21 protein-coding genes are annotated in these 24,538 nt (G+C 45.5%); 20 read left to right on the top strand and 1 reads right to left on the bottom strand.

The genetic code is table 11. The features are described from left to right. Positions 1-16 precede the first annotated feature (16 nt). From flgG to flgL, 6 genes are read left to right on the top strand one after another with little or no spacing between them, the layout of a single operon-like run. Positions 17-805, top strand: coding sequence for a flagellar basal-body rod protein FlgG (gene flgG, locus AC121Z_RS12145; RefSeq protein ID WP_100655855.1), 789 nt, complete (start codon positions 17-19; stop codon positions 803-805). Between the two features lie 15 nt (positions 806-820). Beyond that, positions 821-1,501, top strand: a complete 681-nt coding sequence (flgH, locus tag AC121Z_RS12140) for a flagellar basal body L-ring protein FlgH (RefSeq protein ID WP_498128234.1) — start codon at positions 821-823, stop codon at positions 1,499-1,501. After that, the gene (locus tag AC121Z_RS12135; RefSeq protein WP_498124288.1) at positions 1,498-2,616 is read left to right on the top strand and encodes a flagellar basal body P-ring protein FlgI; all 1,119 of its coding nucleotides are present in this window, start codon (positions 1,498-1,500) and stop codon (positions 2,614-2,616) included. Before flgH ends, AC121Z_RS12135 begins: the two co-directional genes overlap by 4 nt. After that, the gene (gene flgJ, locus AC121Z_RS12130; protein WP_498124287.1) at positions 2,616-3,554 is read left to right on the top strand and encodes a flagellar assembly peptidoglycan hydrolase FlgJ; all 939 of its coding nucleotides are present in this window, start codon (positions 2,616-2,618) and stop codon (positions 3,552-3,554) included. Before AC121Z_RS12135 ends, flgJ begins: the two co-directional genes overlap by 1 nt. A gap of 6 nt (positions 3,555-3,560) precedes the next feature. After that, complete coding sequence (flgK, locus tag AC121Z_RS12125; protein ID WP_498124286.1) at positions 3,561-5,684, top strand: flagellar hook-associated protein FlgK; 2,124 nt, start codon at positions 3,561-3,563, stop codon at positions 5,682-5,684. A gap of 11 nt (positions 5,685-5,695) precedes the next feature. Continuing rightward, entirely contained in the window at positions 5,696-6,919 is a 1,224-nt protein-coding gene (flgL, locus tag AC121Z_RS12120; protein ID WP_498124285.1) for a flagellar hook-associated protein FlgL, read from the top strand. A gap of 6 nt (positions 6,920-6,925) precedes the next feature. Here the strand turns inward: flgL and AC121Z_RS12115 are convergent, their stop codons facing one another. Further along, positions 6,926-7,882, bottom strand: a complete 957-nt coding sequence (locus tag AC121Z_RS12115; protein WP_498124284.1) for a hypothetical protein — start codon at positions 7,880-7,882, stop codon at positions 6,926-6,928. 236 nt (positions 7,883-8,118) lie between these two features. Between AC121Z_RS12115 and AC121Z_RS12110 the strand changes: the two genes are divergently transcribed. From AC121Z_RS12110 to pseI, 14 genes are all read left to right on the top strand, one after another. Next, on the top strand, positions 8,119-8,958 hold the full coding sequence (locus AC121Z_RS12110; RefSeq protein ID WP_498124283.1) for a flagellin N-terminal helical domain-containing protein: 840 nt from the start codon (positions 8,119-8,121) through the stop codon (positions 8,956-8,958). Between the two features lie 429 nt (positions 8,959-9,387). Continuing rightward, positions 9,388-10,230 (top strand): flagellin N-terminal helical domain-containing protein, encoded by an 843-nt coding sequence (locus tag AC121Z_RS12105; protein ID WP_498124281.1) that lies wholly within the window; start codon positions 9,388-9,390, stop codon positions 10,228-10,230. A 465-nt stretch (positions 10,231-10,695) separates the two neighbouring features. Next, positions 10,696-11,523 (top strand): flagellin N-terminal helical domain-containing protein, encoded by an 828-nt coding sequence (locus AC121Z_RS12100; RefSeq protein WP_498124280.1) that lies wholly within the window; start codon positions 10,696-10,698, stop codon positions 11,521-11,523. Between the two features lie 906 nt (positions 11,524-12,429). After that, on the top strand, positions 12,430-13,269 hold the full coding sequence (locus AC121Z_RS12095; protein WP_498124279.1) for a flagellin N-terminal helical domain-containing protein: 840 nt from the start codon (positions 12,430-12,432) through the stop codon (positions 13,267-13,269). A gap of 37 nt (positions 13,270-13,306) precedes the next feature. Beyond that, on the top strand, positions 13,307-13,783 hold the full coding sequence (locus tag AC121Z_RS12090) for a flagellar protein FlaG (RefSeq protein WP_498124278.1): 477 nt from the start codon (positions 13,307-13,309) through the stop codon (positions 13,781-13,783). 110 nt (positions 13,784-13,893) lie between these two features. Further along, the gene (gene fliD / locus AC121Z_RS12085; protein ID WP_498124277.1) at positions 13,894-15,369 is read left to right on the top strand and encodes a flagellar filament capping protein FliD; all 1,476 of its coding nucleotides are present in this window, start codon (positions 13,894-13,896) and stop codon (positions 15,367-15,369) included. Positions 15,370-15,380: 11 nt separating this feature from the next. Next, positions 15,381-15,809, top strand: a complete 429-nt coding sequence (gene fliS, locus AC121Z_RS12080) for a flagellar export chaperone FliS (RefSeq protein WP_498124276.1) — start codon at positions 15,381-15,383, stop codon at positions 15,807-15,809. Next, on the top strand, positions 15,806-16,117 hold the full coding sequence (locus tag AC121Z_RS12075) for a hypothetical protein (protein WP_498124275.1): 312 nt from the start codon (positions 15,806-15,808) through the stop codon (positions 16,115-16,117). Before fliS ends, AC121Z_RS12075 begins: the two co-directional genes overlap by 4 nt. Before the next feature lies 1 nt (position 16,118). Beyond that, a complete protein-coding gene (locus AC121Z_RS12070; protein WP_498124274.1) occupies positions 16,119-19,661 on the top strand; it encodes a motility associated factor glycosyltransferase family protein in 3,543 nt (1,180 codons plus the stop codon). Then, positions 19,654-20,652 carry a UDP-N-acetylglucosamine 4,6-dehydratase (inverting) gene (gene pseB, locus AC121Z_RS12065; protein WP_498124273.1) on the top strand — a complete coding sequence of 333 codons (999 nt, stop codon included), beginning with the start codon at positions 19,654-19,656 and terminating at the stop codon, positions 20,650-20,652. Before AC121Z_RS12070 ends, pseB begins: the two co-directional genes overlap by 8 nt. Beyond that, complete coding sequence (gene pseC / locus AC121Z_RS12060; protein ID WP_498124271.1) at positions 20,649-21,797, top strand: UDP-4-amino-4,6-dideoxy-N-acetyl-beta-L-altrosamine transaminase; 1,149 nt, start codon at positions 20,649-20,651, stop codon at positions 21,795-21,797. Before pseB ends, pseC begins: the two co-directional genes overlap by 4 nt. Continuing rightward, complete coding sequence (gene pseF / locus AC121Z_RS12055; protein ID WP_498124269.1) at positions 21,794-22,495, top strand: pseudaminic acid cytidylyltransferase; 702 nt, start codon at positions 21,794-21,796, stop codon at positions 22,493-22,495. Before pseC ends, pseF begins: the two co-directional genes overlap by 4 nt. Further along, positions 22,492-23,490 (top strand): glycosyltransferase family 9 protein, encoded by a 999-nt coding sequence (locus AC121Z_RS12050; RefSeq protein WP_498124267.1) that lies wholly within the window; start codon positions 22,492-22,494, stop codon positions 23,488-23,490. The genes pseF and AC121Z_RS12050 overlap by 4 nt, the downstream gene beginning before the upstream one ends. After that, positions 23,483-24,535, top strand: a complete 1,053-nt coding sequence (pseI, locus tag AC121Z_RS12045; RefSeq protein ID WP_498124266.1) for a pseudaminic acid synthase — start codon at positions 23,483-23,485, stop codon at positions 24,533-24,535. Before AC121Z_RS12050 ends, pseI begins: the two co-directional genes overlap by 8 nt. Positions 24,536-24,538: the final 3 nt, after the last annotated feature.

Raw genomic sequence — 24,538 nt, 5'->3', positions numbered from 1 at the left:
TTTTGTGAGGTGAAATATGCATCCAGCACTTTGGATAAGCAAAACAGGACTCGACGCGGCACAAACTGATGTTTCAGTAGTGTCGAATAACTTGGCGAATGCCAGTACAGTAGGATTTAAGAAAGATCGAGCCATTTTCGAGGATCTGCTTTATCAAAATATTAACCAACCAGGCGGGCGCTCGTCGGCAGATACCGAGTTACCATCGGGATTAATGCTTGGTGCTGGTTCAAAGGTGGTCGCCACCCAAAAATCACACACCCAAGGCAATTTGCTAACCACCGAAAATGCCTTGGATATGTCGATTCAGGGCCGCGGATTTTTTGAAATCCTACAACCGGATGGCAGTATTGCCTACACCAGAAATGGTCAGTTCACGCTAAACGATCAGGGGCAAATTGTAACACCAGGCGCTGGCTTCTTATTGCAGCCTGAAATTGCTATCCCTGAAGATGCTCAACAAATCACTATCTCGCAGGATGGCGAGGTGTCGGCAACACTGCGTGGTCAAGCAGAACCGCAGGTCTTGGGGCAACTCAACTTATCCGACTTTATCAATCCCACAGGATTGCAACCCATTGGTCAAAATCTATTTGTTGAAACTGCGGTTAGTGGAGCACCAATCCAAGGTATCCCCGGATTAGAGGGGATTGGCACTGTGATCCAAGGTGCTTTGGAAACATCTAACGTCAATGTAACTGAAGAATTAGTTAACCTGATCGAGAGCCAACGTTTGTATGAGATGAACTCGAAGGTGATTTCATCGGTTGACCAAATGTTAGGTCAGGTCATTCAACAGCTTTAAGCTGAGGTAAAAATGATGCAGCGGATACTAGTGGTAGGTTTGATGCTTTTGCTCAGTGGGTGCTATTCCACAGCCGACACTCAAATTCGAGCAAATGATCCTTACTATGCGCCAGTCGTGCCTGATATACCCAAAGAAACCATTGTTGAAGACGGTGGATTATTTCATAGCAGTTTAGCGAATAGTTTGTATTCAGACGTAAAAGCGCGGCGAATTGGCGATATCATTACCGTCAATTTGCGGGAAAATACCAACGCAACAAAATCTGCCGGAACAACGACATCGCGGGAGTCAACGCTGGATCTGCAACCGATTGTAGGTTTGGGGGGGAACGCCGTAAATATAGGCAATGAGTCGATTCAACTGGGTATGGACTCATCCAATGAGTTTAATGGTGACGCACAAGCCAACCAAAGCAATAGCCTTAGCGGCAATATTTCAGTCACCGTGATTGAAGTTTTAGCCAATCAGAATTTACTGATCCGCGGTGAAAAATGGTTAACGCTTAACAACGGTGATGAATATATCCGCCTAACGGGCATTATTCGAACTGCTGACATCAGTCCTAATAATGAAATTGACTCAAGTAAAATTGCTAATGCGCGGATCCAATATAGTGGTACAGGGTCATTTTCTACCGCACAAAAGCAAGGCTGGCTATCGAAGTTCTTTTCTTCTGAGTGGTGGCCATTATGAGACTATTTATCCTAGTATTATTGGTTTGCAGCACCGTTTCGCCGTTCGCCATGGCCCAACAAGCTCAGCGTATTAAAGATTTAGCGAGTATCCAAGGTGTGCGTAGCAACCAATTAGTTGGCTATGGTTTAGTGGTGGGTTTACCTGGCACTGGGGAGCAAAGTCCGTTTACTGAACAAAGCTTTAGAACCATGCTAGCGAACTTTGGGATTGCCTTAGATCCGAATCAAAAGCCGAAAATCAAAAATGTTGCGGCAGTCGCTGTGCATGCGGAACTTCCACCGTTTATTAAACCTGGGCAAACCATTGATGTGACCGTTTCATCGGTCGGCGAAGCTAGCAGCCTACAGGGTGGGACGCTGTTACAAACCATGTTGAAGGGCCTAGATGGTAATGTCTATGCAGTTGCCCAAGGGAGCTTGGTGGTTAGTGGATTTGGTGCGCAAGGTGGGGATGGTTCACGGGTTGTCGTGAACACACCAACGGTCGGGCGGATTGCTAACGGAGCCTTGGTTGAACGTGCGGTTCCCAGTGGTTTAATGCAAGGCGATTTTCTTACGCTTAACTTACATAATCCGGATTTTTCCACAGCCAAAGCATTGGCAGATACGATTAATATGCGTTTGGGTGCTTCAGCACAGAATGGTTACAGTATCGCTACGCCACTCGATGCCGCATCAGTTAGGGTTAACGCGCCGCGCGATGTGGGTCAACGCGTTGGCTTTGTAGCAACCATTGAAAACTTTACTTTCGCACCAGCTGACGCGCCTGCGCGTGTGGTGATCAATAGTCGCACAGGCACTATTGTGATTGGTCGCGAAGTACGCTTATTGCCGGCTGCGATTACTCATGGTGGCTTAACGGTGACGATTGCTGAAAATCAGCAAGTATCGCAACCCAATGCATTAGCCGATGGTGAGACGGTTGTGACCACACAGTCAATTGTCGATGTTAACCTTGCTGATAGCCGCATGTTCAAGTTTGACCCGGGCGTTACTCTCGATCAGTTAGTGCGCGCGGTGAATGAAGTTGGGGCGGCTCCTGGTGACGTGATGGCGATTTTAGAGGCGCTGCAACAAGCGGGTGCGTTACAAGGTGAACTGGTGGTGATCTGATGGATAGCTCAGCGGTTAAATCACAACTTGATCTGGCCCGAAATGTCCATGATATGGGCAGTTTGAATCAGTTGCGTAGCGCAGCAAATAGTAATCAGGAAGGCGCACTAGAAGAGGCTGCTGCGCAATTTGAAGCTATTTTTATCAATATGCTGCTCAAATCTATGCGCAAAGCGCAGGAAGCATTAGCCGATGAAGATAGTCCCTTTAATAGCCAACAAGTTAAGTTTTATCGTGACATGCATGATCAGCAGTTAGCCACTGATCTTGCCAGTAACGGCACCTTGGGACTCGCTGATATTATCGTGCGACAATTAAGCAATGAGCATTTGTTGAACAACGCGGGTAGTCACCGCGGCGATGGTGATATTGCGAGTTATAATCGCCAGACCAGCCGCACAGTAGAGGCTGCACAGCGTAATTTCGAAGCACCGTCAATGGCCAGTAAACAAGCCGCTTTTGCATCACCACAAGACTTTGTTGCACAGCTGCTGCCATTAGCTCAGGAGCATGCAAAATCACTGGGACTCGACCCGAAAGCCCTGCTGGCACAAGCGGCAGTTGAAACGGGGTGGGGGCAACATATGATCCACGCAGGGAGCGGTGAAAATGCCCACAATTTATTCGGCATTAAAGCGGATAAACGCTGGCAGGGCGAGAAAGCTGCGGTGAAAACTCTGGAATACAATCAGGGCGTTGCTCAGCAACAACATGCCCAGTTCCGTGTGTATTCATCTTTTTCTGACAGTATGCGTGATTATGTAGAATTTGTTCAGCGCAATCCACGCTACGAAGCTGCGGTACAAAACACGCATGATGCCAATGCGTATTTCAAGCACCTACAACAGTCTGGTTATGCCACCGACCCCAAATATGCCGAAAAGGTGATGGCAGTGTTAAACAGCTCTGTTCTGCAAGACTTTAATGAGTCGGAGTAACCCTAAATGATCCGCAATACCGATTTGTTTTCGATTGCAACATCTGGCCTAAATGCCAGTAATCGTGCGCTCAATACCACGAGTAATAACATTGCTAATGTTAATACAGAAGGATACGTGCGCGAACGCACCGAATTTAAATCGCAGCTTGTGGGAGGTGTTGATCCAGGCACCACTGAGCGAGTCATTAATACCTTTGCACAGAATCAATTACGTCGCGATACAACTCAATTAGGGGAGTTCCAAGCGTATACGCAGAAAACAGATGCAATTAACAACGTATTGGCCAATGAAGCAAACAGCATTGCAGATGGACTAAGCCAATTTTTTGCGTCGTTACAAACCGCCGCTGACGATCCAACAAATTTAGCGAGTCGAGATCTGGTTCTTAGTGATGGTGAGGCACTCCTGCGACGGATGCAATCACTGTCAGATTTCATGCTGGCAAAAGAAAAAGAACTTAATTTAGAGTTCGAGTCGCAAGTTAATCGAGCCAACTCCTTGATCCAGTCGATTGGTGAACTCAATGCAGCGATTATCGTTGCCGAAGGAAATAATCGGTTTGATGATCCAGGCTCACTATTGAATGAACGCGATCTCGCTATCAATGAACTTGCCAGTTTAATGTCTATCGAGGTACGGGAAAGTCCCAATCAGAATGGTTCAAAAGTTGTTAACCTGACCAGCGGTGAATCATTGGTGCTTGAAGATGGTTCGTTCAATATTTTTCAGTTGGGTGGCGATGCAGATCCAACTTTTAAAGAGCTACAACTGCGGACTAGCTTTACTGGAGCGAAGCAAAATACCACATTAAACATATTTGAAGATGAACTCGGTGGCAGCATGGGCGGTTTGTTCCGTTACCGTGACGAAGTCTTGAATCCCGCGCAACGTGATGTGGGTCAACTCGCCTTAGCGTTTGGCGATGCTGTGAATGCGCAGAATCGCTTAGGTATGGATCTTGACTTGCAACTCGGGGCTGATATTTTTAATTTACCTGAATTTCAAGGACTAACCTACGCAGGAACTACACCGACGTTATCAATGGTTGGTCGGGTTACTGCTGGCGAAGGTGCAACCTTAACCGATGCTGACTATAAGATTACCGTAACCAGTGTCAGCGGCGGTGTTCCTGACGAAGTGACTGTCGAATTGATCAATCCTAATGGCACTCCAAAAGTCGATGAGAATAACAATCCGATTGTATTTACGGGCGTAACGATCAATGCAACAGGTTTCACTGAATTAGCTGGCGGTATAGAAATCGATTTCGATTCAACCTCAGGATATGCAGTGGGTAATGAATTTCTCTTACAGCCTACTCGCCGTGCTGCGTCAGACATTACCTTGGCCACTCGCAGAGCCGAAGACTTGGCTTTTGCACTCCCTATCCGGGTTGATTCTAACCTGAATAATTTAGGTGATGTATCACTGGTATCGACCAAGGTGACAAACACCGTGGTCGATAACACGCTAGGTAACGAAGCCTCTGCGTTTTTTGATAATGGCACTTTGCATACAGCAGCGCAGGCACCCGGCGGAACGGTGGGAGCCCCCGCTCAAATTGTGTTCACTTCGGCAACTGCGTATGAAGTACGAGACGGCGCAGGTAATCTGATCAATACCGTTACTGGTGTGACCGACTACAATAACCTATTAGAACAAGCGGCGGCAGCGCCGGGCTGGCCAGCAGCTTTTGCAGCGCTGGATGATTATCCTGGATACGATTTTAGTTTAGAAGGCCAAGCCTCGCCCGGTGATTCGTTTACCATAAGCTATAATACGGATGGGGTGAATGATAATCGCAACGGCTTAGCTATAGGTGCATTGCAACAGGCGAATACTGTACAATTGAGTAGCAATAGCAACTCGACACCGCGCAGTTTTCACGAAGCTTACGCATCCGTGGTGAGTCGTATTGGGGAGGATGCTGCCAGTGCCAATGTATCATTGCGGGCCGCAGAGGCGATGCATGCAGATTCAACCGAGTGGAATCAATCCGTGTCTGGGGTGAGTCTAGATGAAGAGGCAGCCAATTTGATCCGTTACCAACAAACGTACCAAGCGGCGGCAAGGATCTTAAGCACCGCACAAAGCTTGTTTGATACGATTTTGTCAGTCGCACGATAGGGTAACTAGGCATGAGAATTTCAACCAATCAAATTTTTGATCAAAACATTCGCTCTGTATTAGACAATCAGCGCGGTTTGAGCGATACCCAGCAACAACTCGCGACAGGCAAACGGATCAACAAACCCTCCGATGATCCTGTGGGAGCGGCTCAGGTTGTTCGATTAACCGAGCAATTGGACAAAATCACCCAGTATCAGCGTAACAACGATTTACTAACGAGTTCTCTTGAGCAGCAAGAAGCCGTCTTGCGTGGGATAAATGACGCCGTGAATCGAGCACGCGTTTTGGTTATTCAATCCGGTGCTGGTTATAGCACTCAAGCCGATCGAGAAGCGATTGCTTCAGAAATTGAGCAAATTCGCAATGAAGTTTTGGATTTGATGAATGCGCAGAACGCGAATGGCGAATATATATTTGCTGGGTTTCAGTCGGAGTCACAAGCCTTTGAGTTTAATCCTGCTGCAACGGGCAACAAAGTCGTATTCGTGGGTGATGATGGTACGAATAAGGTTCAGTTGTCGGATAGTGTTACCGTGCAAAGCACCTCATCGGGTAAAACGGTATTTGAAGATGTACTTGCCCGATACAACTTCACTGTTACTGGTAATGCGGGGATCACGGTTGACTCAGCAGCGGTGACACAGCAAGGCTCATTTGACAACTTTTTTGAGAAAAACTTCGATCCAGTAACACCGGCAAATAATGTTTTTCGCTTCACTGTACAAGCCGGGGATCAGCTACAGGTGACCAATGTTGGGACCGGCGCAGTGCTGGACACATTGGACTTTCAACCTGGTCAAAAGGTTAATTATCAAGGGATTGAGCTAGATATTGATGGTGCTGTCGGGGCGAATCTTGAAATCACGTTAGATACCCCACAAAAGAAGAACTTGGCAGAAACGCTCAATGATATGTTTTTGGCATTAACGAATGATAATTTTGCCGATACTGACTTTAAAGAAGCGATAAACGATGCTCTGGTTGGTATTGATAATGGGTTGGCGAAAATGGGTCTGGAAAACTCATCGTTGGGGGGACGTCTCAATGTAGCACAGTCAATCAAGGAAACTAATTTAGATTTGGAAATTGCCAATAAGTCGGCGCGTTCCGCGATTGAGGATGTCGATTATGCCAAGGCATCAGCCGAATTTGCTAAACAAGAAACTGCATTGAATGCGGCGTTGGCAACTTTTCCGCGGGTAACGAGTTTATCCTTGTTTGACTTCATTTAACGCTCGTCACGTTATTTTGATTGCTGCAAGGTATATCTCACTGCAGTTATCTTGATGACTTGAGTAGTAACTCACATACAGTGTACTACCTTTCAAGACTAATCCCGGATAACTATTGTCACCCGCACTGGGCAAATCCATTAGCGTTTGTAACAATGCCGTGGCTATATTGAGTTGCCATAACCGTGTAACCATCGTTTTCCCATTCCACGCACGCCCTGCCACAATAAAGTTTTGCTGATCCAATGGAAGCCAAACAGGCCCACCAATGTAACTTCCTAAATCAAACCATCGCCAGCGAGAATATGGCGCTCTTGCCACTCCAAGTTGCGCATGGAATGAGTCAGCATCGCGGCGCACCAGCGCGTACAAGCGGCCGTCATCAGCAATGTGTAGATCACTCTCATTGGGATATCCAAGGCTATGTTGGGCTAGGCTTAATATGCCTTGCTTGATTAAATGCATTTGGCGCATGGGGTTACCGGCATATAAATCAATGCGATTGGCCCGACGATTATAAGCCAGGCCAAATGCTTGGCTATTGGGTTTATCCCAACGGAGCCGCCACAGCCACCATGTATTAGGCCCTAAACTAACTGGACTAGACCAACTCAACCCGTTGGGTGAGCGCCAAACCAAATTGTCCGTGCGCAGCGTACGATTTTCACCATCGGTAAAGCGGGCATAAGCGAGCAAAATTAGCTCGCCGGTAGGCGCAACACTAAACTTAGGATCGCGTAAATCGGCACTGGGTAAATCGATGCTGTAACGCGAGATGAGCTTACCATCATAGTGCAGGTGTAAAATGACAATTTTACCGTCCCCACTCACATGATTGCTCGCTTCTCGAAAGCACAACCAAAGTTGTTGCTGGAATTCGATCAAGTCGGTAAATGCACTGTGGACTTGTCTGAAAGTGGTTCTTTTTAGCCACTGTAAAGAAAATTTTTGTACTTTTTTCACTCAAAAAATAGTCGTAAAACCAGTTAATTACCCTAATTATAGGTGGCAAAAAGTTGCCGCATGGGCAATTTTTTTACTTTTTTTATTAAAGGGATCGTATTGCACGTCGATACAGTTCACGAGAGAGCCAGTTCATGAATCCCGATTTAAGGGGCTCGTGTTCTACTAATTTGAACTAAATGTCGGGTCAAACCGAACGCCAGCGTGCGCTGGACTGAGAGTGTAGGAGTTTCCTTATGTCACTTTACGTAAATACAAACGTTTCAGCGTTGAACGCCCAACGTCAGTTGTATGATGTATCTAATTCGCTAAGTACTTCATTTGAGCGTCTATCATCGGGTTTCAGAATTAATCGTGCAGCAGACGATGCGGCTGGTCTACAGATCACCGACCGAATGACTTCACAGATCCAAGGTCTGAACCAAGCGGTGAGAAATGCCAACGATGCTATCTCATTGGTGCAAACCTCTGAGGGCGCGCTAGGTGAGACCACTGTTGCACTGCAACGAATTCGCCAGCTTGCTGTGCAAGCGCAAAACGGTATTAACTCTTCTGCTGACCGCTTGGCGTTGCAGAAAGAAGTATCGGCCCTTAAAACTGAAATTACACGTATCTCTACAGATACGCAGTTCAACGGCGTAGACCTTCTTACAGGCGGTTTTTCAGCCTCCTTCCTAGTCGGTGCAAACGGTGGTCAAACGATTTCTGTTAACTTGTCTTCAACCAACCTTCAGGGTGTGAATGGATTCAGTGCTGCAGGCCTAGGCCTTGCGGACTCAACCGTTGCCAACGTTGCTGGTGCTTCAGCGGTGTTGACTGCAGTTGATTCAGCATTGTCAGCAATTGGCGGGGCACGTGCCGACTTGGGTGCGCTTCAAAACCGCTTTCAGTCTACCATCCGTAACTTAAGCAACATTGCTGAAAACGTATCAGGTGCACGTTCACGTATCAAAGATACTGACTTTGCTTCTGAAACAGCTGAACTGACGCGTAACCAGATTATCCAGCAGGCAAGTACTACAGTATTGTCGCAGGCTAATCAGCGTCCTCAGACAGCGCTTCAGTTACTCGGTTAATAAATCCGAATTGCTGTTTGGTCATAGCGCCAGGAGGTAGTTTTGGTTTTGCATCAAACAGTCGGGAGTTTGCTCACTCTCTCCTAACGACGAGCACCAGGCCAGGTTTTCCTGGCCTTTTTTATTTTTTAACTAATTGAAATATAAAGAATAAAAAAATAAGTCAAATTTTTTTCTAAAGCATATTCAAATCTCAAACGATAACCAAATCAAAGGCACTCGCAGAAAATAATAATAACAGCGGGGCACTTTACGATTAGGTACCGACTAAAAACAAAAATACCGGACTTGATCAACTAATGACCGACAGCAAACAAGACTGGAAGCATTAGTCGTTACGTATCTGAGCGTTAGTTTCAGAACGTGAACACCAGACGTCAATAATAAAAATAAAGTCTGGCACTAAAAAATCGTTAGGAGATTAGTAACATGTCTTTATTCGTAAGTACGAATGTGTCGTCGTTGAATGCTCAACGACAACTATTCACATCAAACAATCAATTAAATACCGCGTTTGAACGCTTATCGTCTGGTTTTCGGATCAATAGCGCCAAAGATGACGCTGCGGGTTTGCAAATTTCGGATCGTATGACAACCCAAATTAAAGGGCTTGATCAAGCGGTTCGGAACGCTAACGATGGCATCTCGTTATCACAGGTCGCTGAGGGTGCAATGCAGGAAATTACCGTTGCACTACAACGGATCCGCGTATTAGCTATTCAGGCGCAAAACGGTATTAATACCTCAGCCGACCGCGTGGCACTACAAAAAGAAGTGACTGCATTGAAAACCGAGATCAGTCGGATTGCGCAAACATCGCAGTTTGCGGGTGTTGACTTATTGACCGGTGGATTTTCAGCTGCCTTCCTCGTTGGTGCTAATGGTGGTCAATTCATTTCCGTCAATATCTCGGCGGCACAAATTCCAGGTATCAACGGATTTAGTGCTACTGGATTGGGTTTGGATTCCACGCAATCGGTTGAAACAGTGCAAGGAGCGTCTGCGTTATTGACCATTGTCGATGGCGCTTTGTCGGCCATTGGTGGTGCACGTGCTGAGCTCGGTGCTATTCAAAACCGTTTTCAATCAACGATCAGAAACTTAAGTAATATTTCTGAAAATGCATCAGCGGCACGGTCGCGGATCCGGGATACTGATTTTGCTGTTGAAACAGCTGAGTTAACCCGTTGGCAGATCATCCAGCAGGCCAGTACGACTGTACTCTCGCAGGCCAATCAGCGCCCACAGCAAGCATTAAGTCTTCTGCAGTAAGTTATTGATTATGGAGATGATTATGCTTAGTTGGGTTGCTAACGGCGGGGGCAGTAGGCAACACGGTAAGTAAGAGAAAAACGGTCGGAAGGCAATATGTGGGGGCAGACTGCAACCGACCGGTAAGTAAGCAATTTTTTACAAGACAATGGGAGATAAAGGTAAGTTAAACAAATGCGTCTGGTTTAAGGCTGCCAACTGACAAGTATAACGCCAGGAGGTAGTGAGAGGTATGAGGTCTGGAACATCATACCTGCCAGTCAGCAAGAGCAAACGCTCTGTTTAGCTTAGTCTTTCGCTCGACATATGCCTAGCAAAAAATATCAACCTGACATTACATCAGGTGACATTATTGATAAGCATAGGTCGTGCCAATTTTAATTGATTGGTAATCCATTGTTTTCTTGAGGTTAATGTTTTTCAAGTAATGAAAAACAAATTTTAGAAAACGTTAGGAGAGAGACCATGACTATTTATGTCAATACCAATGTCTCGTCATTAAATGCACGCAGACAACTGATCGATTCGGGGGTTAATTTAACTACCGCATTCGAGCGGTTATCCTCAGGCTTTCGCATTAACCGAGCTGCAGATGATGCAGCCGGATTGCAAATCAGCGACCGGATGACCTCACAAATCCAAGGGCTTGACCAAGCCACGCGCAATGCCAATGATGGTATTTCACTTGCGCAAACCACTGAAGGCGCACTCGCCGAGGCCACCACAGCCTTGCAGCGGATACGCGTGCTGGCGATTCAATCCCAAAACGGCATAAATACCTCTGCTGACCGAGTGGCTTTAGAAAAAGAAGTGACTGCGCTGAAGAATGAAATCAGTCGCATTGCTGCCTATACTCAATTCGCCGGCGTTAATGTTCTGGATGGTACCTATTCAGCGGCTTTCCTCGTGGGCGCCAATGCCGGGCAAACCATTAGCGTTAACATTTCTCGCGCAGGTGGGTTTGGTGTTTCAGGCCTCACTAATGGTGCTCAAGTGTCGGTGCTGACGACAGCCTTGGCATCAGCTGCGCTAACAACTATTGATAGTGCGATTTCAACGATAGATGCAAAACGCGCTGATTTGGGGGCCATTCAAAATCGCTTCCAATCCACGATTAGAAATTTGTCGAATATTTCTGAAAATGTTTCAGCGGCAAGATCGCGCATTCGAGATACAGACTTTGCCGCCGAAACGGCAGAATTGACCCGCTGGCAGATCATTCAGCAAGCGAGCACAACAGTGCTTTCGCAAGCGAATCAGCGACCGCAGTCAGCATTGAGTTTATTACAGTAAAAAATAGCAAGAGAGGGTGGAACTGAGAGGCCAACCTCGCCAGGGATGGCGGCCGTAAGGCCAAGATACAGAAGGAATCAATTAAAACGCCGACTAACAGGACCGAGAGTGTAGAATTTATGGTTGAGAGGCCAGTTTAAAATCTACTAATAATCCTGCCAGCCGACTGAAACCGAATTTGCTCCATCTCCTAACGTGAGCAAGTTGGCCGGGTCTTATGACTCGGCCTTTTTTTATTATTGGCGCCAATGAATTGACATCAACGTCGGCTCTTTCGTTTAAGCATGCATTGTGCCAATTTTGTAGCTTCCTTGATTTATTAACCGGAAAACACTTTCTGGCCAACCTTTACAGTTTTAACTGCACTCTGTAGCTATACTCTTAGACCAATAAAGTAACTTACCAGGAAAGTATAATCGGCGAATCGCTTGTCGAAACGAAGTTGAGCAGAACAAAAAATCAATCTGCTAAGGTTCCTTTTTAACACCTTATTGGCATCAACTCAGAGCCCGCCTCTCGACCTTGAACAATGTTTAGATGTCAATTTAGTAGCAGATAAATGGGTTATGTGTCTGCGATTTCTTGCATTTTCAATTTCATCTTCACCTCTAAATTAATCAACTAAAGTGCCTGAAAACCGTTTCTTAAATCAGTTTTTAGAAAAACTTTAATACTAATTTTACATTTAAAAACAGATGGTTATATTTTTTTATTAAAAAATTAAAAAAAAAGCTAAAGACTCTTATGGATTGGCCGATAAAGATGCTGAGGGGTAATTTAATTACTAAATTGTTAAGCGTGTGGTAGCGCTTAACGCTCGAGGGAACTCTGGGTTTTGGCCTTGAGTTTAATGTGGAAGGAATAGCTGGTTCTCTCAAAGCAAGCTGTTTCCCAGGAGGTAAAATTATGACTTTATACGTCAATACAAATGTGTCCGCCATTAATGCGCAGCGTCAGTTGTTCAATTCTGGCCAAGCACTCAGCACTTCATTTGAACGTTTGTCATCAGGGTTTCGTATCAACCGTGCAGCCGATGATGCTGCTGGCTTGCAGATCACTGACCGACTCACATCTCAAATTCAAGGCCTGAACCAAGCGGTTCGAAACGCCAATGATGCCATCTCATTAACGCAAACTGCTGAGGGAGCACTGGGTGAAACAACGATCGCGTTGCAGCGGATCCGTCAGTTAGCCATTCAGTCACAAAACGGCATTAACTCATCTTCAGACCGGTCTGCATTGCAGAAAGAAGTATCAGCGTTGAAAAGTGAGATTACGCGGATCGCTACCGATACTGAGTTTAACGGCGTTAAATTGTTGAATGCAGGTTTCTCTGCCGCGTTTTTGGTGGGTGCTGAAGGTGGTCAAACTATCTCGGTGAACTTATCTGCGGGTAAGATCCAAGGTGCAACAGGCTTTAGTGCGGCAGGTTTGGGTATTACCGATACGTCGGTAACGTCTGCTTCAACCGCGTCTGCAGCGATCGGTGCAATCGATACCGCTATCTCTGCGATTGGTGGTATTCGAGCGGATTTAGGTGCATTGCAAAACCGTTTCCAATCGACCATCCGTAACTTAAGTAACATTTCGGAAAACGTGGCCGCTGCGCGTTCGCGGATCAAGGATACCGATTTTGCTGCAGAAACGGCTGAGCTGACACGGAACCAAATCGTGCAACAGGCGTCTATTTCTGTACTATCGCAAGCAAATCAGCGCCCGCAAGCGGCACTGTCATTGTTAGGATAGACTATACTGGTATGGTAAAGATTAAAGGAGGTTAATTGTGGAAGGTATTAATTCGCAAATTGGCCAGACTTTTGCTGTAACATCACTGACAAGCGCAGCTCAATCGACGCGGAACTTGGCGGCTGAACCGCAAACTCAGCAACCAGAGACGCCGAGTACTGAGTCGCGTGCGGCAGTGAATGATGGCAACTCACCTTTACAGCAGGCGAGAAATGAAGCTCAAGATAGTTTCTCCTCAGCCGATACTGAAAGAGGTGAGCAGCAATCTGATACTCAAGCAGTAGAGCAAGCGTCAAGAGAGATTGAGCAATTCTTACAATCGCAAAATCGCAACTTGAGCTTCTCGGTAGACCAAAGTACACAGCGGTCAGTAGTGACCGTAACTGAAGCGGAAAGTGGTGACGTTATTCGTCAAATTCCGTCCGACGAAGTGCTAAGACTTGCAGAACGACTCCGCGAGTTCCAGACCGACGTCGGCAGCAGTGTAGGGGTTCTGTTTAACAATCAGGTTTAGCCAGCAAAGGAAGTTTAAGCTTTCTGCTTGAGTGCCGTAGATCACCGTAGTGGGTGTTTTGCGGCTTCTTTGTTTTGGTGTGCTGAAAAGGTATGTGATCGAGGTAGGGTATGACAATTCAATCGTTAGGTGTAGGTTCTGGGTTAGCGCTCGATGATCTGGTAACACAGTTACTAGAGGCCGAGCGGAAGCCGAAACAAGACAGACTGGATGCGCGTGAAGAGACGATCGAAGCGCAAATATCCGGTTTAGGCCAAATCAAGTCCAAGCTCAAGGACTTTCAAGATTCGGTTGACGAGTTGCGTCGTGATAATGCGATCAACAAGCGAGAACCAACGATTACAAACCCAACAGAGGATGACGATACTATTTCTGCTGAAGCATCTAATAGTGCGTTGCAAGGCGAGTACTCCATTGCGGTTAAACAGTTAGCTAGCGGTAGTCGAATAGAAACTGCTGATGCGACTAGCGGAGGATTCACCAGCTCTACAGACTCGGTGCTTTCAGCTGGCAGTGGTTCACTTACTTTTAAGGTCGGTAGTACCGGCGATACCTTTAGTGTCAATGTGACTGCAGGTATGACGCTTGCACAGCTGCGCGAAGCGATTAATGCGTCAGATAATAATTTTGGGGTGAATGCCAACATTATTTCAACGGGTACGGCTGCTGGTGCCAAGTTAGTCTTTACTTCTGAAGTGACCGGCGCGGGGAATGACCTTGTGATTGTCAACGACAATAACTTGGCTGATTTAAACCGTGTGGCGACAACTGACTCAGCGGAATTAGCGAGTTACTTAAGCCCCATTAAAAGCGCACAAAATGCGATTGCCACGGTCGATGGGATAGAGGTCCAAAGTGCCTCAAACGAATTCGAAAACACAATTCAAAACGTGTCGTTTACCGCTAATGAGTTGTCTAGCTTTACCGAAACCACGGATCTCGTAAATTATCCCGATGGTAAAATTTATAATGCTTCTAAATTAAATATCGGATTCGATAAGACCGGTCTTGAAGAAAAAATCAATGACTTTGTAAAGAACTACAACAGCGTTATTGAAGAAATTAAAACACTGACTCGATACGGTGAGTCAGAGTTAGAAAAAGATGGCGCACTAGCGGGTGATTCACTGGTCCGAAGCATCCAAAGTGGGTTAGCTAATTTGGTTGGTGGTGCTGTGAACTCCTCTCAGCTTGGCGGATTGTTTAGCATTGGTATTGAAGTAGACCAAGATGGCAAGCTTGAAATTGGCGATCTGGATTTTGGTTTAGGTAGCGGTCAGGACCGCTTAAAAGACGCGCTAGAAGACAACTTTGATGAAGTCGCTAAACTATTTTCAAGTGAGGACGATGGGATTGCGACTCGCTTATACGACTACATCGAACAGTATACGTCTTTCAGTGGTATTTTGAGTACCCGCGAAAGAGCGGCGAAAGACGATAAAGATCAAGTGTTCGATGATCGTGAGCGGTTTGAGTTACGCATGTTAAGTTATGAGCAGGTTTTACGTGATAAGTATCTGAATCTAGATCAGACCGTATCCCGCTTAAATCGAACTGGGCAAGCATTACTGGCATCATTAGGTTAAGGAGACGTTAAATGGCTTTAACAGGTATTAATGCCTATAAAAAAGGTGGACTAAAGCAAAGCGTTGCGAGCGCAGATCCACACAAGCTTACCCTTATGTTAATGCAGGGGGCGTTGGATAAGATGGCTTATGCAAAAGGTTGTATGGAGCGCAAGGATTTTGCCGGACGTTCAGAGCATTTATCGCGTGCAACAGCAATTATTCTTAACTTACGTGACACGTTAGATATGGAAGTTGGAGCAGAAATTTCCGAAAATTTGTATGCATTATATGATTTTATGATTGGACGTTTGACCGACGCTAACGTTGAAAATAGCTTGCAGATTGTGGATGAAGTGATTAGCCTATTATCACCGATTCGTAATGCGTGGCTACAAATTCCTGAGGAAGCAAAACAGCAGGCGTATGAAGCCAAGCGTCAAAAACAACAAGCTGTGTGAATCTTAAAGCCTTAAATCACGCCTTAACTCCAGAGCCTCTTCGCACAATCAATGAAGCGATTAAAAACGTGTTGTGTGAAGAGGATATGAATAGCGAATCCTTATTGGCGCTCGTTGCTGAGCGTGATGATTATATCCAAACTTACCTTAATACGCTTGCAAACGAAGAACGAAAAGCATTTGCCTCCGCCGAGATAGAAATCAACAATCTCCTCATTGCACGAGTTGCAGAAATCGGCAAGAGCACGCTAATCGAAGCAACATCTCAAATTCGTAAGCGTAAAGCGGCAAATAAGTACCTCGAATAATATGCGGCAGCTTATTCAGTTCCACATCGACCAAGATAGTACTCGTCAACAGGCACATGAGAAGGCCTTTGCTGTTCAGATTGAAACCCTTTATCGCCGTAACCTCCGCGCCTTTGAACAATTCATTCCAGGAATGAAAAAAGAGCTTGAATCGGGTCCGCCGGAGCGCATGTCGTTGTTTGTGAATAAGCACGGTGAAGCTAACATTGTCGATTATACTAATGGGCGAGCCCTGTATGGTGAAGCGCCTCAAGTTGAATCGATAAAACATGTTGACGGTTTCATTAGAAACGCACTACGAGTTTCCTTAAGTGATCAGAATGACGAGAACTCAGAGCCGCTCGAGTGGCTTAAAGATTGGCAACCGTTGCCAGAGAAGGTCAATGTGTTGGTCATATTGGGTCTTGGATTAGGCCATGCTTTAGAGTATTTACTGCAACAACATGATGTATCGCATGTGGTGATTTATGAACCTAATCGCGATTATTTTAAGTGCGCCAATTTTGTCAAAGATTGGCGGGCGTTGTTAGCTTTGTGTCAACGAAAATCAACAGCGCTTTATTTTCAAATTGGGGAAAATGGATCTAACCTGCTAGATGATATCGCAGAGTTAGGCCAAGCAGCTAACTTTGATGAGTTCTATCTTTATAAGCATTACAACATGCCGGTGTTTGATGCGATTTGTCATCAACTGGTGAGTAAACCTTGGCATGCACTGATTAAAACTCGATTTAAATTTCAACATCACTATGGGTTTAATGATTGTTGCCCTATGTGGACGCCAGCGCCAGTCAGTGCAGAAATTGCTGCCTTTGATCAGTCATTTGAGCTATTTCAGAAAAATATCGCAGCTTTCCAAGAGTACTTTCCTGACATCGCAAAGCAATTTCGTGATTACACCCCAGTAAACTGGTTTCCTGTAAAATGCGCTGACGGTAGTTTTAATCTGTTAAATAATAAATCCCAGGCACTGTATTTTGATGCTGACTCGACCATGATTGCTGAGCAGGAGTTTGCGTTTTTCAGTCGCTATCCGAACAAGAATGGTCTCATATTAGGGTATACGGGAGAAAAGCTTAAGCACTACCACCATTATCAATTTGTCATCAAAACTGAAGCGTTAATTGAAAGCGTGGAGGAAGAAATCGCTGAGCTACCTGAGCAGGTAAAATCATTTATTTTATTTGGTATTAGTAACGCGCATGTTTTGCAGCAGTTACTTGCTCAGCATCAAGTGGAAAAACTGTTTATTTGTGAGCCCAGTCTTGATTTGTTTTATGCCAGTCTATTCAATTTAGACTGGGCAGCTTTATTACAACAACTCAATGAACAAAACCGGCATGTTTATATCAATGTTGGCGATGATGGCAGTAACCTAACAAAAGATCTGATCAAGCAGTTTTATTCGTTAGGCCCATATCTATTAGCCCAGACCTATATCTATCAAAGTTATGCCAATGAATTGATGGATAGTGCCCTGGTGAATTTACAAGAGCAGTTAAAGCTACTGCTGTCGATGGGCGATTACTTCGATCATGCATTTTACGGTATCAATCACACGCGTCAGGTTATTCAATCCGATGCGCCTATTTTACTGAATAATCCTGATAAGCGGCTTTCGGTCGACGAAAAATCCGTTCCTATAGTCTTGGTTGGCAATGGTCCTTCGCTTGATGAAAGTTTAGGTGCGCTAAAGGAAATTAGCGGTCAAGCAATTATTGTGAGTTGTGGAACGGCACTAAAGACACTTTATGAACATCAGATTACGCCCGACTTTCATTGTGAAATTGAGCAAAATCGATCTACTTTTGATTGGGCTTGCAGGGCAGGTAGCTTTGATTACTTGAAAACTATTTCGCTCATTTCATGTAATGGGATCCACCCGGATACCTGTGCGTTATACAAAGATATTTATCTATGCTTTAAAGAGGGTGAGGCTTCGACAGTTACTTGGTCGTCAGTGATCAATAAAGCAGCTTTGCATTTGATGGAGTTCGCTTTTCCAACAGTAGCCAATTTCGCGCTCGATTTATTTTCATCGTTTAATCCTTACTCCATATACCTCCTGGGGATCGATTTAGGTTATTGCGACCTTAAAAAACATCACTCGCAAAGTTCGGGATATTACGATGAAAATGGAGAAGAGTTATATGATTACGTTTCAAGTAATCACTCAGTCTTACAAATAAAGGGCAACTTTCAACCCTCGGTTTATACTAAGCACGAATTTAAAATTTCTAAAATGGTGATGGAAGAAACCTTACAGGCCAAGCATGTAGAGGTTTACAACTGCTCAAATGGGGCTTTTATACAAGGCACTATTCCGTTAAACATTGACCACATTTTATTGACCAATGAAAGTGAGCAAAAGCGAAATAGCATTGCAGCAATTAAAACTAAGTTGTTTAACAATGACTTTAATCAAACGGCACTGTCACGCTTTGATGCATTGTTGAATATTGATGCAATTGTTGCAGATCTAGACAAGATCATTACGCTCGTTAATGATGCTCTCAGGGAACCGATGGACGCTGATATTGATGCCCTTGTTGATGCTCAGCGTGGAGTGTTAGTTGATTCGGTGCAGCAAAATACATCGCTCATTTTTTACTACTTATACGGTAGTGTTAACTACGCCAGTGCAGCTCTTTCGAAGCTGAACTACTCAAATGATGCAGTGAAGGAAAAGTGTTTACCTGCTTGCTTAGAAGAATGGCGGACATGCCTGATATCGATCCAACAAATGTTTTTGCAAACCCCTTATAGGACCGATGAATCTTCATCTATGCGCTGGTTGCGGGTCACGTCGTTTGTGCGCAATTTTGTGATGCAAAAAAAGTATTTGTTGGTTACAAATTCTAATTCGTTTATTCAGGCACTAGATTTCCACCGTTCACTTCGAGGCTTAAATTATTCACTTGAGGTGGTTTCACTTCAGCAAGCGCTCCAAGAAGATATTGACGCTAGTATGTATGACAAAGTGATCTTTTATGTAACGGGTCAATTTGAGCACCAGGCATTTTGGCGAAAACTAGATGCTCAAAAAAGCCTTCTTAGTAGATATAATTCAGCCATTGTTGTATTGGATACGGTACCAAAAGGTGAGAAATTGCCGAGTATACCAAATGGCAATTACTTAGTGTTGGAGGGTAACATCGATCCAACGAGTACTCAGCCATACAGTCATGCACTAAATAATGCTTTTCATACCACAGCGCTTTTAAGCTACAGTAATGTTGGCAGCATCGTAATACCAAAGGTGATTACAAAGAATGGCATTGAATATGCTTTACCTGATACGGTTACCACCAAATCGAGAATAACTGCTTGGTATGAGTCAAAAAATTGGCTTACGGCCAACACCCTAACAGAGCCTTTTGCATGTCGCTTCGATGGATTTGGTGATTCGATGTATGAAATAGGGGCCAATGAGTTAAGAGCTAAAACCCTGGGTCTTAACATGACTTCGGATGAAATTATGGAGGCGCTTAAGCAAGCTGAAAGCAACACTCCATACATACTTCAGGACACTGAATATGTTTAATAACAAAAGTTTACTCATAACCGGCGGCACTGGGTCTTTTGGTAAGCGTTTTATTACGCATTTATTAGCAAATTACCAACCTAAAAAGATAATTGTGTACTCGCGTGACGAACTTAAACAGTTTGAAATGCAGCAAGTCTATAAAGCTCCCTGCATGCGCTTCTTTTTGGGGGATGTGCGCGATAAAGAACGTTTGAAAGCGGCCATGCGGGATGTTGATTACGTGGTACATGCCGCTGCGCTTAAACAAGTTCCTGCGGCTGAATACAATCCGAATGAATGTATAAAGACCAATATTAATGGCGCACAAAATGTGATTGATGCAGCGATAGCCACGAATGTGCGGCGTGTTATTGCTCTATCTACCGATAAAGCAGCTAATCCAGTTAACCTTTATGGCGCCACAAAATTGGCATCAGATAAATTGTTTGTTGCTGCCAATAACATCAGTGGCGCGTCGGGCCCTCGATTTGCTGTCGTCCGGTATGGCAACGTGGTCGGTTCCCGCGGTTCGGTTGTACCATTTTATCGCCGTCTATTGGCCGAAGGTTGCAAGGCATTGCCTTTAACGCATGAAGAGATGACACGTTTTTGGATCACGCTCGACGAAGGCGTCGACTTTGTTATTAAAGACTTTCAGCGCATGCAAGGTGGTGAGATTTTTGTACCCAAGATCCCATCAATTCGTATTACCGACCTTATTGAAGCAATGAGTGGTAGTAAAGACTACGATTTAGTCGGTATCAGACCCGGTGAAAAACTCCATGAGGTGATGGTACCTGAGGAGATGGCGCATCATTCCTATGAGTTTGACGATCATTACGTGATCACGCCAGCCATTAAATTTTTTGATAAAAACATTGACTATGGATCTAATCGCTTGGGAGAAAGCGGTAAACCGGTGACTGACAAATTTGAATATAACTCCGGCACCAATCCCCATTTCCTAACCGTTGAAGAACTACAAGCACTGGATAAAGTCACCGAATGATCCCGTACGGTAAGCATAGTGTCACGCAACAGGATATTGATGCTGTCGTAGATGTGTTGAAAAATAAATTTTTAACGCAGGGCGAGACAGTTCCAGCGTTTGAAGCGGCGTTGTGTGATTATACGGGAGCGGCGCATTGTGTGGCTGTGAATAGCGGAACGTCAGGTTTGCATGTTGCTTGCTTGGCAGCAGGAATTGGCCCCGGAGACTTGGTTTGGACTTCTCCGAATTCCTTTGTTGCATCAGCAAATTGTGCACGCTACTGTGGTGCAGATGTCGACTTTGTTGACATTGATCCACTGACGCGGAATCTCTCGGTAGCCGAATTGGAAGCGAAATTAGCGGTGGCCAAACAATTAGGTCGTTTGCCTAAAGCATTAATTGTGGTGCATTTTGCCGGACTGAGTTGTGATATGCAGGCGATCCATGCGCTTGCCCAGCCCTTAGGCATTTGTGTTATTGAAGACGCAGCACATGCATTGGGCGGGCAATATCAGGCATTACCGATTGGTCGTTGCCAATATTCTGACATGGCGGTGTTGAGTTTTCACCCAGTTAAGAGTATCACCACAGCGGAAGGTGGAGCTGTGGTAACCAATAACTCATCTTTAGCCAAGCGACTCGTGCTATTTGCTAAACATGGGATCACACGCGACCCAGCCGATATGACCGAACAACAGGGGGATTGGTATTATCAACAACTCTCTCTCGGGTATAACTATCGGTTAAGTGATATACACGCTGCATTAGGCATTAGCCAGCTAACGCGGTTAACCCACTTTATTGCCCAGCGCCGAGCGTTGGCGCATCGTTATCATCTTCTTCTACAAGAATTACCGTTGCAATTACCCATCCCAAATGCTGACGAAAATGATGAAAGTGCCTGGCATCTATACATGATTGAAGTGCTCGAGCATGAACGCAAGAACGTATTTGATGGTCTGCGTAAAGCGGGGATTGGGGTCAACGTGCATTATATACCGATCCACCTGCAACCTTATTATCGTGAACTGGGTTTTAAGCAAGGTCAATTTCCTAATGCCGAGTTGTTTTACCAGCGCGCTATTACTTTGCCGCTATATCCAGATTTAACTGAGGAACACCAGGACAAGGTTGTAAAGGCATTGCATGAGGTATTAGCGTGAATATAGCGATTATTCCCGCACGCGGTGGAAGTAAACGGATCCCGCGGAAGAATATCCGCGAGTTTTGCGGTAAACCTATGCTCTCCTATAGCATTGAGGCTGCCATAAAGAGCCAGTTGTTTGACGCTGTGATGGTATCAACCGATGACCAAGAAATCGCTGAAGTTGCTCGTCAATGGGGAGCAGAAGTGCCTTTTTTACGCCCCGCAGAGCTTGCGGATGATTTTACTGGCACACGAGCGGTCACCAATCAAGCGATGCTAGCCTATGCGGAGCAATTTACGCAGCCTGATTATTGCTGTTGTATTTATGCGACCGCCCCTTTTCTGCAAGCCAAATATTTGCGTGAAGGATATGAGCGATTGTCAGCAAATCCCAATAAGGCCTTTGCCTTTTCAGTAACGACTTTTGCTTTCCCTGTGCAACGCGCGTTAAAACGCGTCGGTGATGGGGTTACCAGTATGTATCCTGAATATGCCGCAACGCGTTCACAAGACTTGGACGAAGGCTTGCACGATGCAGGGCAATTTTATTGGGGAAGTTACGCCGGTTATTTATCGGATAAAGCCATGTTTTCAGAGCACAGTATTGCGGTGGAGTTGCCGCGTTACTTGGTGCAGGATATTGACACTGAAGAAGACTGGGCGCGCGCAGAGCTAATGTATCAAGCTTATATGAATAAAGAAGTTTCGTTATGACAGAACAAGCAAATCAAGCCCCCAAAATTCTGCTTATCCGCATGCTAGGATTGGGAGATGTTACCTGCATCGGACTGCCCGCGCTGCGCTACATAAAGCAACAAAATCCAACCGCAGACATTCATTTTTTGACGTTTGCAGCAGGCAAAGAAATCATCCAACTCGCTGAGCCTGATGTGCATGTCTTTGGTCTAGAAAAAGGCGAATGGCCGGATAATATCGTTTACGCTATGGAGACTTTTCTCGGCTTGGCTGAAACCATTGTGGGCGAGGGATATCAACAGATCATTAATCTTGATACCTGGTTTATGCCATGTTTCTTAGCGCGTTTTCTAAAAGATGCTGGCGAGCCGGTGAAGGGAAATATTATCGGCATGTCGGTCGGGGAGCTGATCAGTCAATTTCAAGCGCAGACGCTTAAGCCAGAATTTGTGAACGAGCCTGTGGCGTACCTGCAAAGCACTTGGTTTAGCATGCACCGTTGGAATACCCCATGGTGGCAAAATGGTTTGGCGCCGGATGGCGGATATCCAGAATTTTATCTTAAGACATGCTGTAGCTTTACAGGGATTGAGTTAGACATGCATATCGCGGTCGCAGCCGATCCCGCGCTTGAACGTTTGCGTAAACAAGGCCAGCCCATCGTGGCTCTGGCTTGCGACGCGCGGACACCAGAGCGTCACTATCCCTACGCTGATGAAGTTCAGGCATTGCTGGAAGCTAAAGGTGTGCATGTTTGGACAGGGTTTGACGGTTCAGTACCGCTTGCGCAAACCTTAGCGATGCTGAAAAGCACGGATTTGTTGATCACCGTTCCGTCGGCACCGCAATGGTTGGCAACAACAGTCGGTTGTCCGACACTCGTCATCACCGGGCAGGTTGATCCTCGTACATTAATGCCAGACTACGCCACGGATATGAGCGATAAACCCATCGAGCCAGAAATCCTTATTGACGGGATAATGACGATCTTGGAGGGAAATACAGATGCATGATGTTCGGATCAATAACCGGATCATTGGTTTCAGTGATGAGCCTTTCATTATTGCCGAGTTAAGTGGTAATCATGGTCAAGATTTAACTACGGCGATCGCTATGATTGATGCGGCAGCCGACGCCGGGGTAGATGCGATAAAGTTGCAGACCTATACCGCAGACTCCATGACCTTAAATGTTGAGAGTGATGATTTTATCATCCAAGAAACGGATAGTCTTTGGCACGGCGAACGTTTGCATGGGCTCTACGCTAAGGCAGCCACACCCTATGAATGGCACAAACTTTTATTTGAGCATGCAGCAAAACGCGGGTTGATTGCATTTAGTTCTCCCTTTGATGAACACGCCGTAGATTTTCTTAACGATTTAAACGTTCCGTGTTTTAAGATTGCGTCGTTCGAGTTGACTGACTTGCCTTTGATTGCCAAAGCCGCGAGTAAAGGCAAACCTCTGATCATGTCAACTGGGATGGCGTCGTTAGCAGAGATCGAAGAAGCCGTTAATACGGCTAAGAATGCCGGTTGTGACGATATTATTCTATTGAAATGCACCAGTACCTATCCCGCTGATGCCGGCAATACCAATCTACTGACCATTCCCCATATGCGGGACGCGTTCGGGTGCCAAGTGGGATTATCTGATCATACTCGTGGTGTTGGCGTGGCAGTTGCCTCTGTTGCACTTGGAGCGACGGTGATTGAAAAGCATTTTGTATTGGATCGCAATGCTGGTGGTGTAGATGCGGAATTTTCCTTGGAGCCCCATGAACTCAAATTGTTGGTTGAAGAAACCAAGCGTGCGTGGCTCGCGATGGGGCATGTCCGCTATGGTGGCGTGGTCTCAGAAGAGAAGTCAAAACAGTATCGCCGTTCTATTTATGTTGCTGAAGATGTGCAAGCTGGCGAAACGTTAGACCGCAGTAACTTGCGTATCGTTCGCCCAGCGTTTGGTTTACAACCTAAGCACTGGGAGTCGGTGCTTGGCAAAAAAGCTAAACAACCACTGCCCAAAGGGAAGCCACTGCACTGGGACGATTTCGAGTAATTT

The organism is Alteromonas sp. DYW1 (assembly GCF_059752595.1).
Note: the sequence above shows the minus strand (reverse complement) of the source record. Positions and strands in the feature narration are given on the sequence as shown.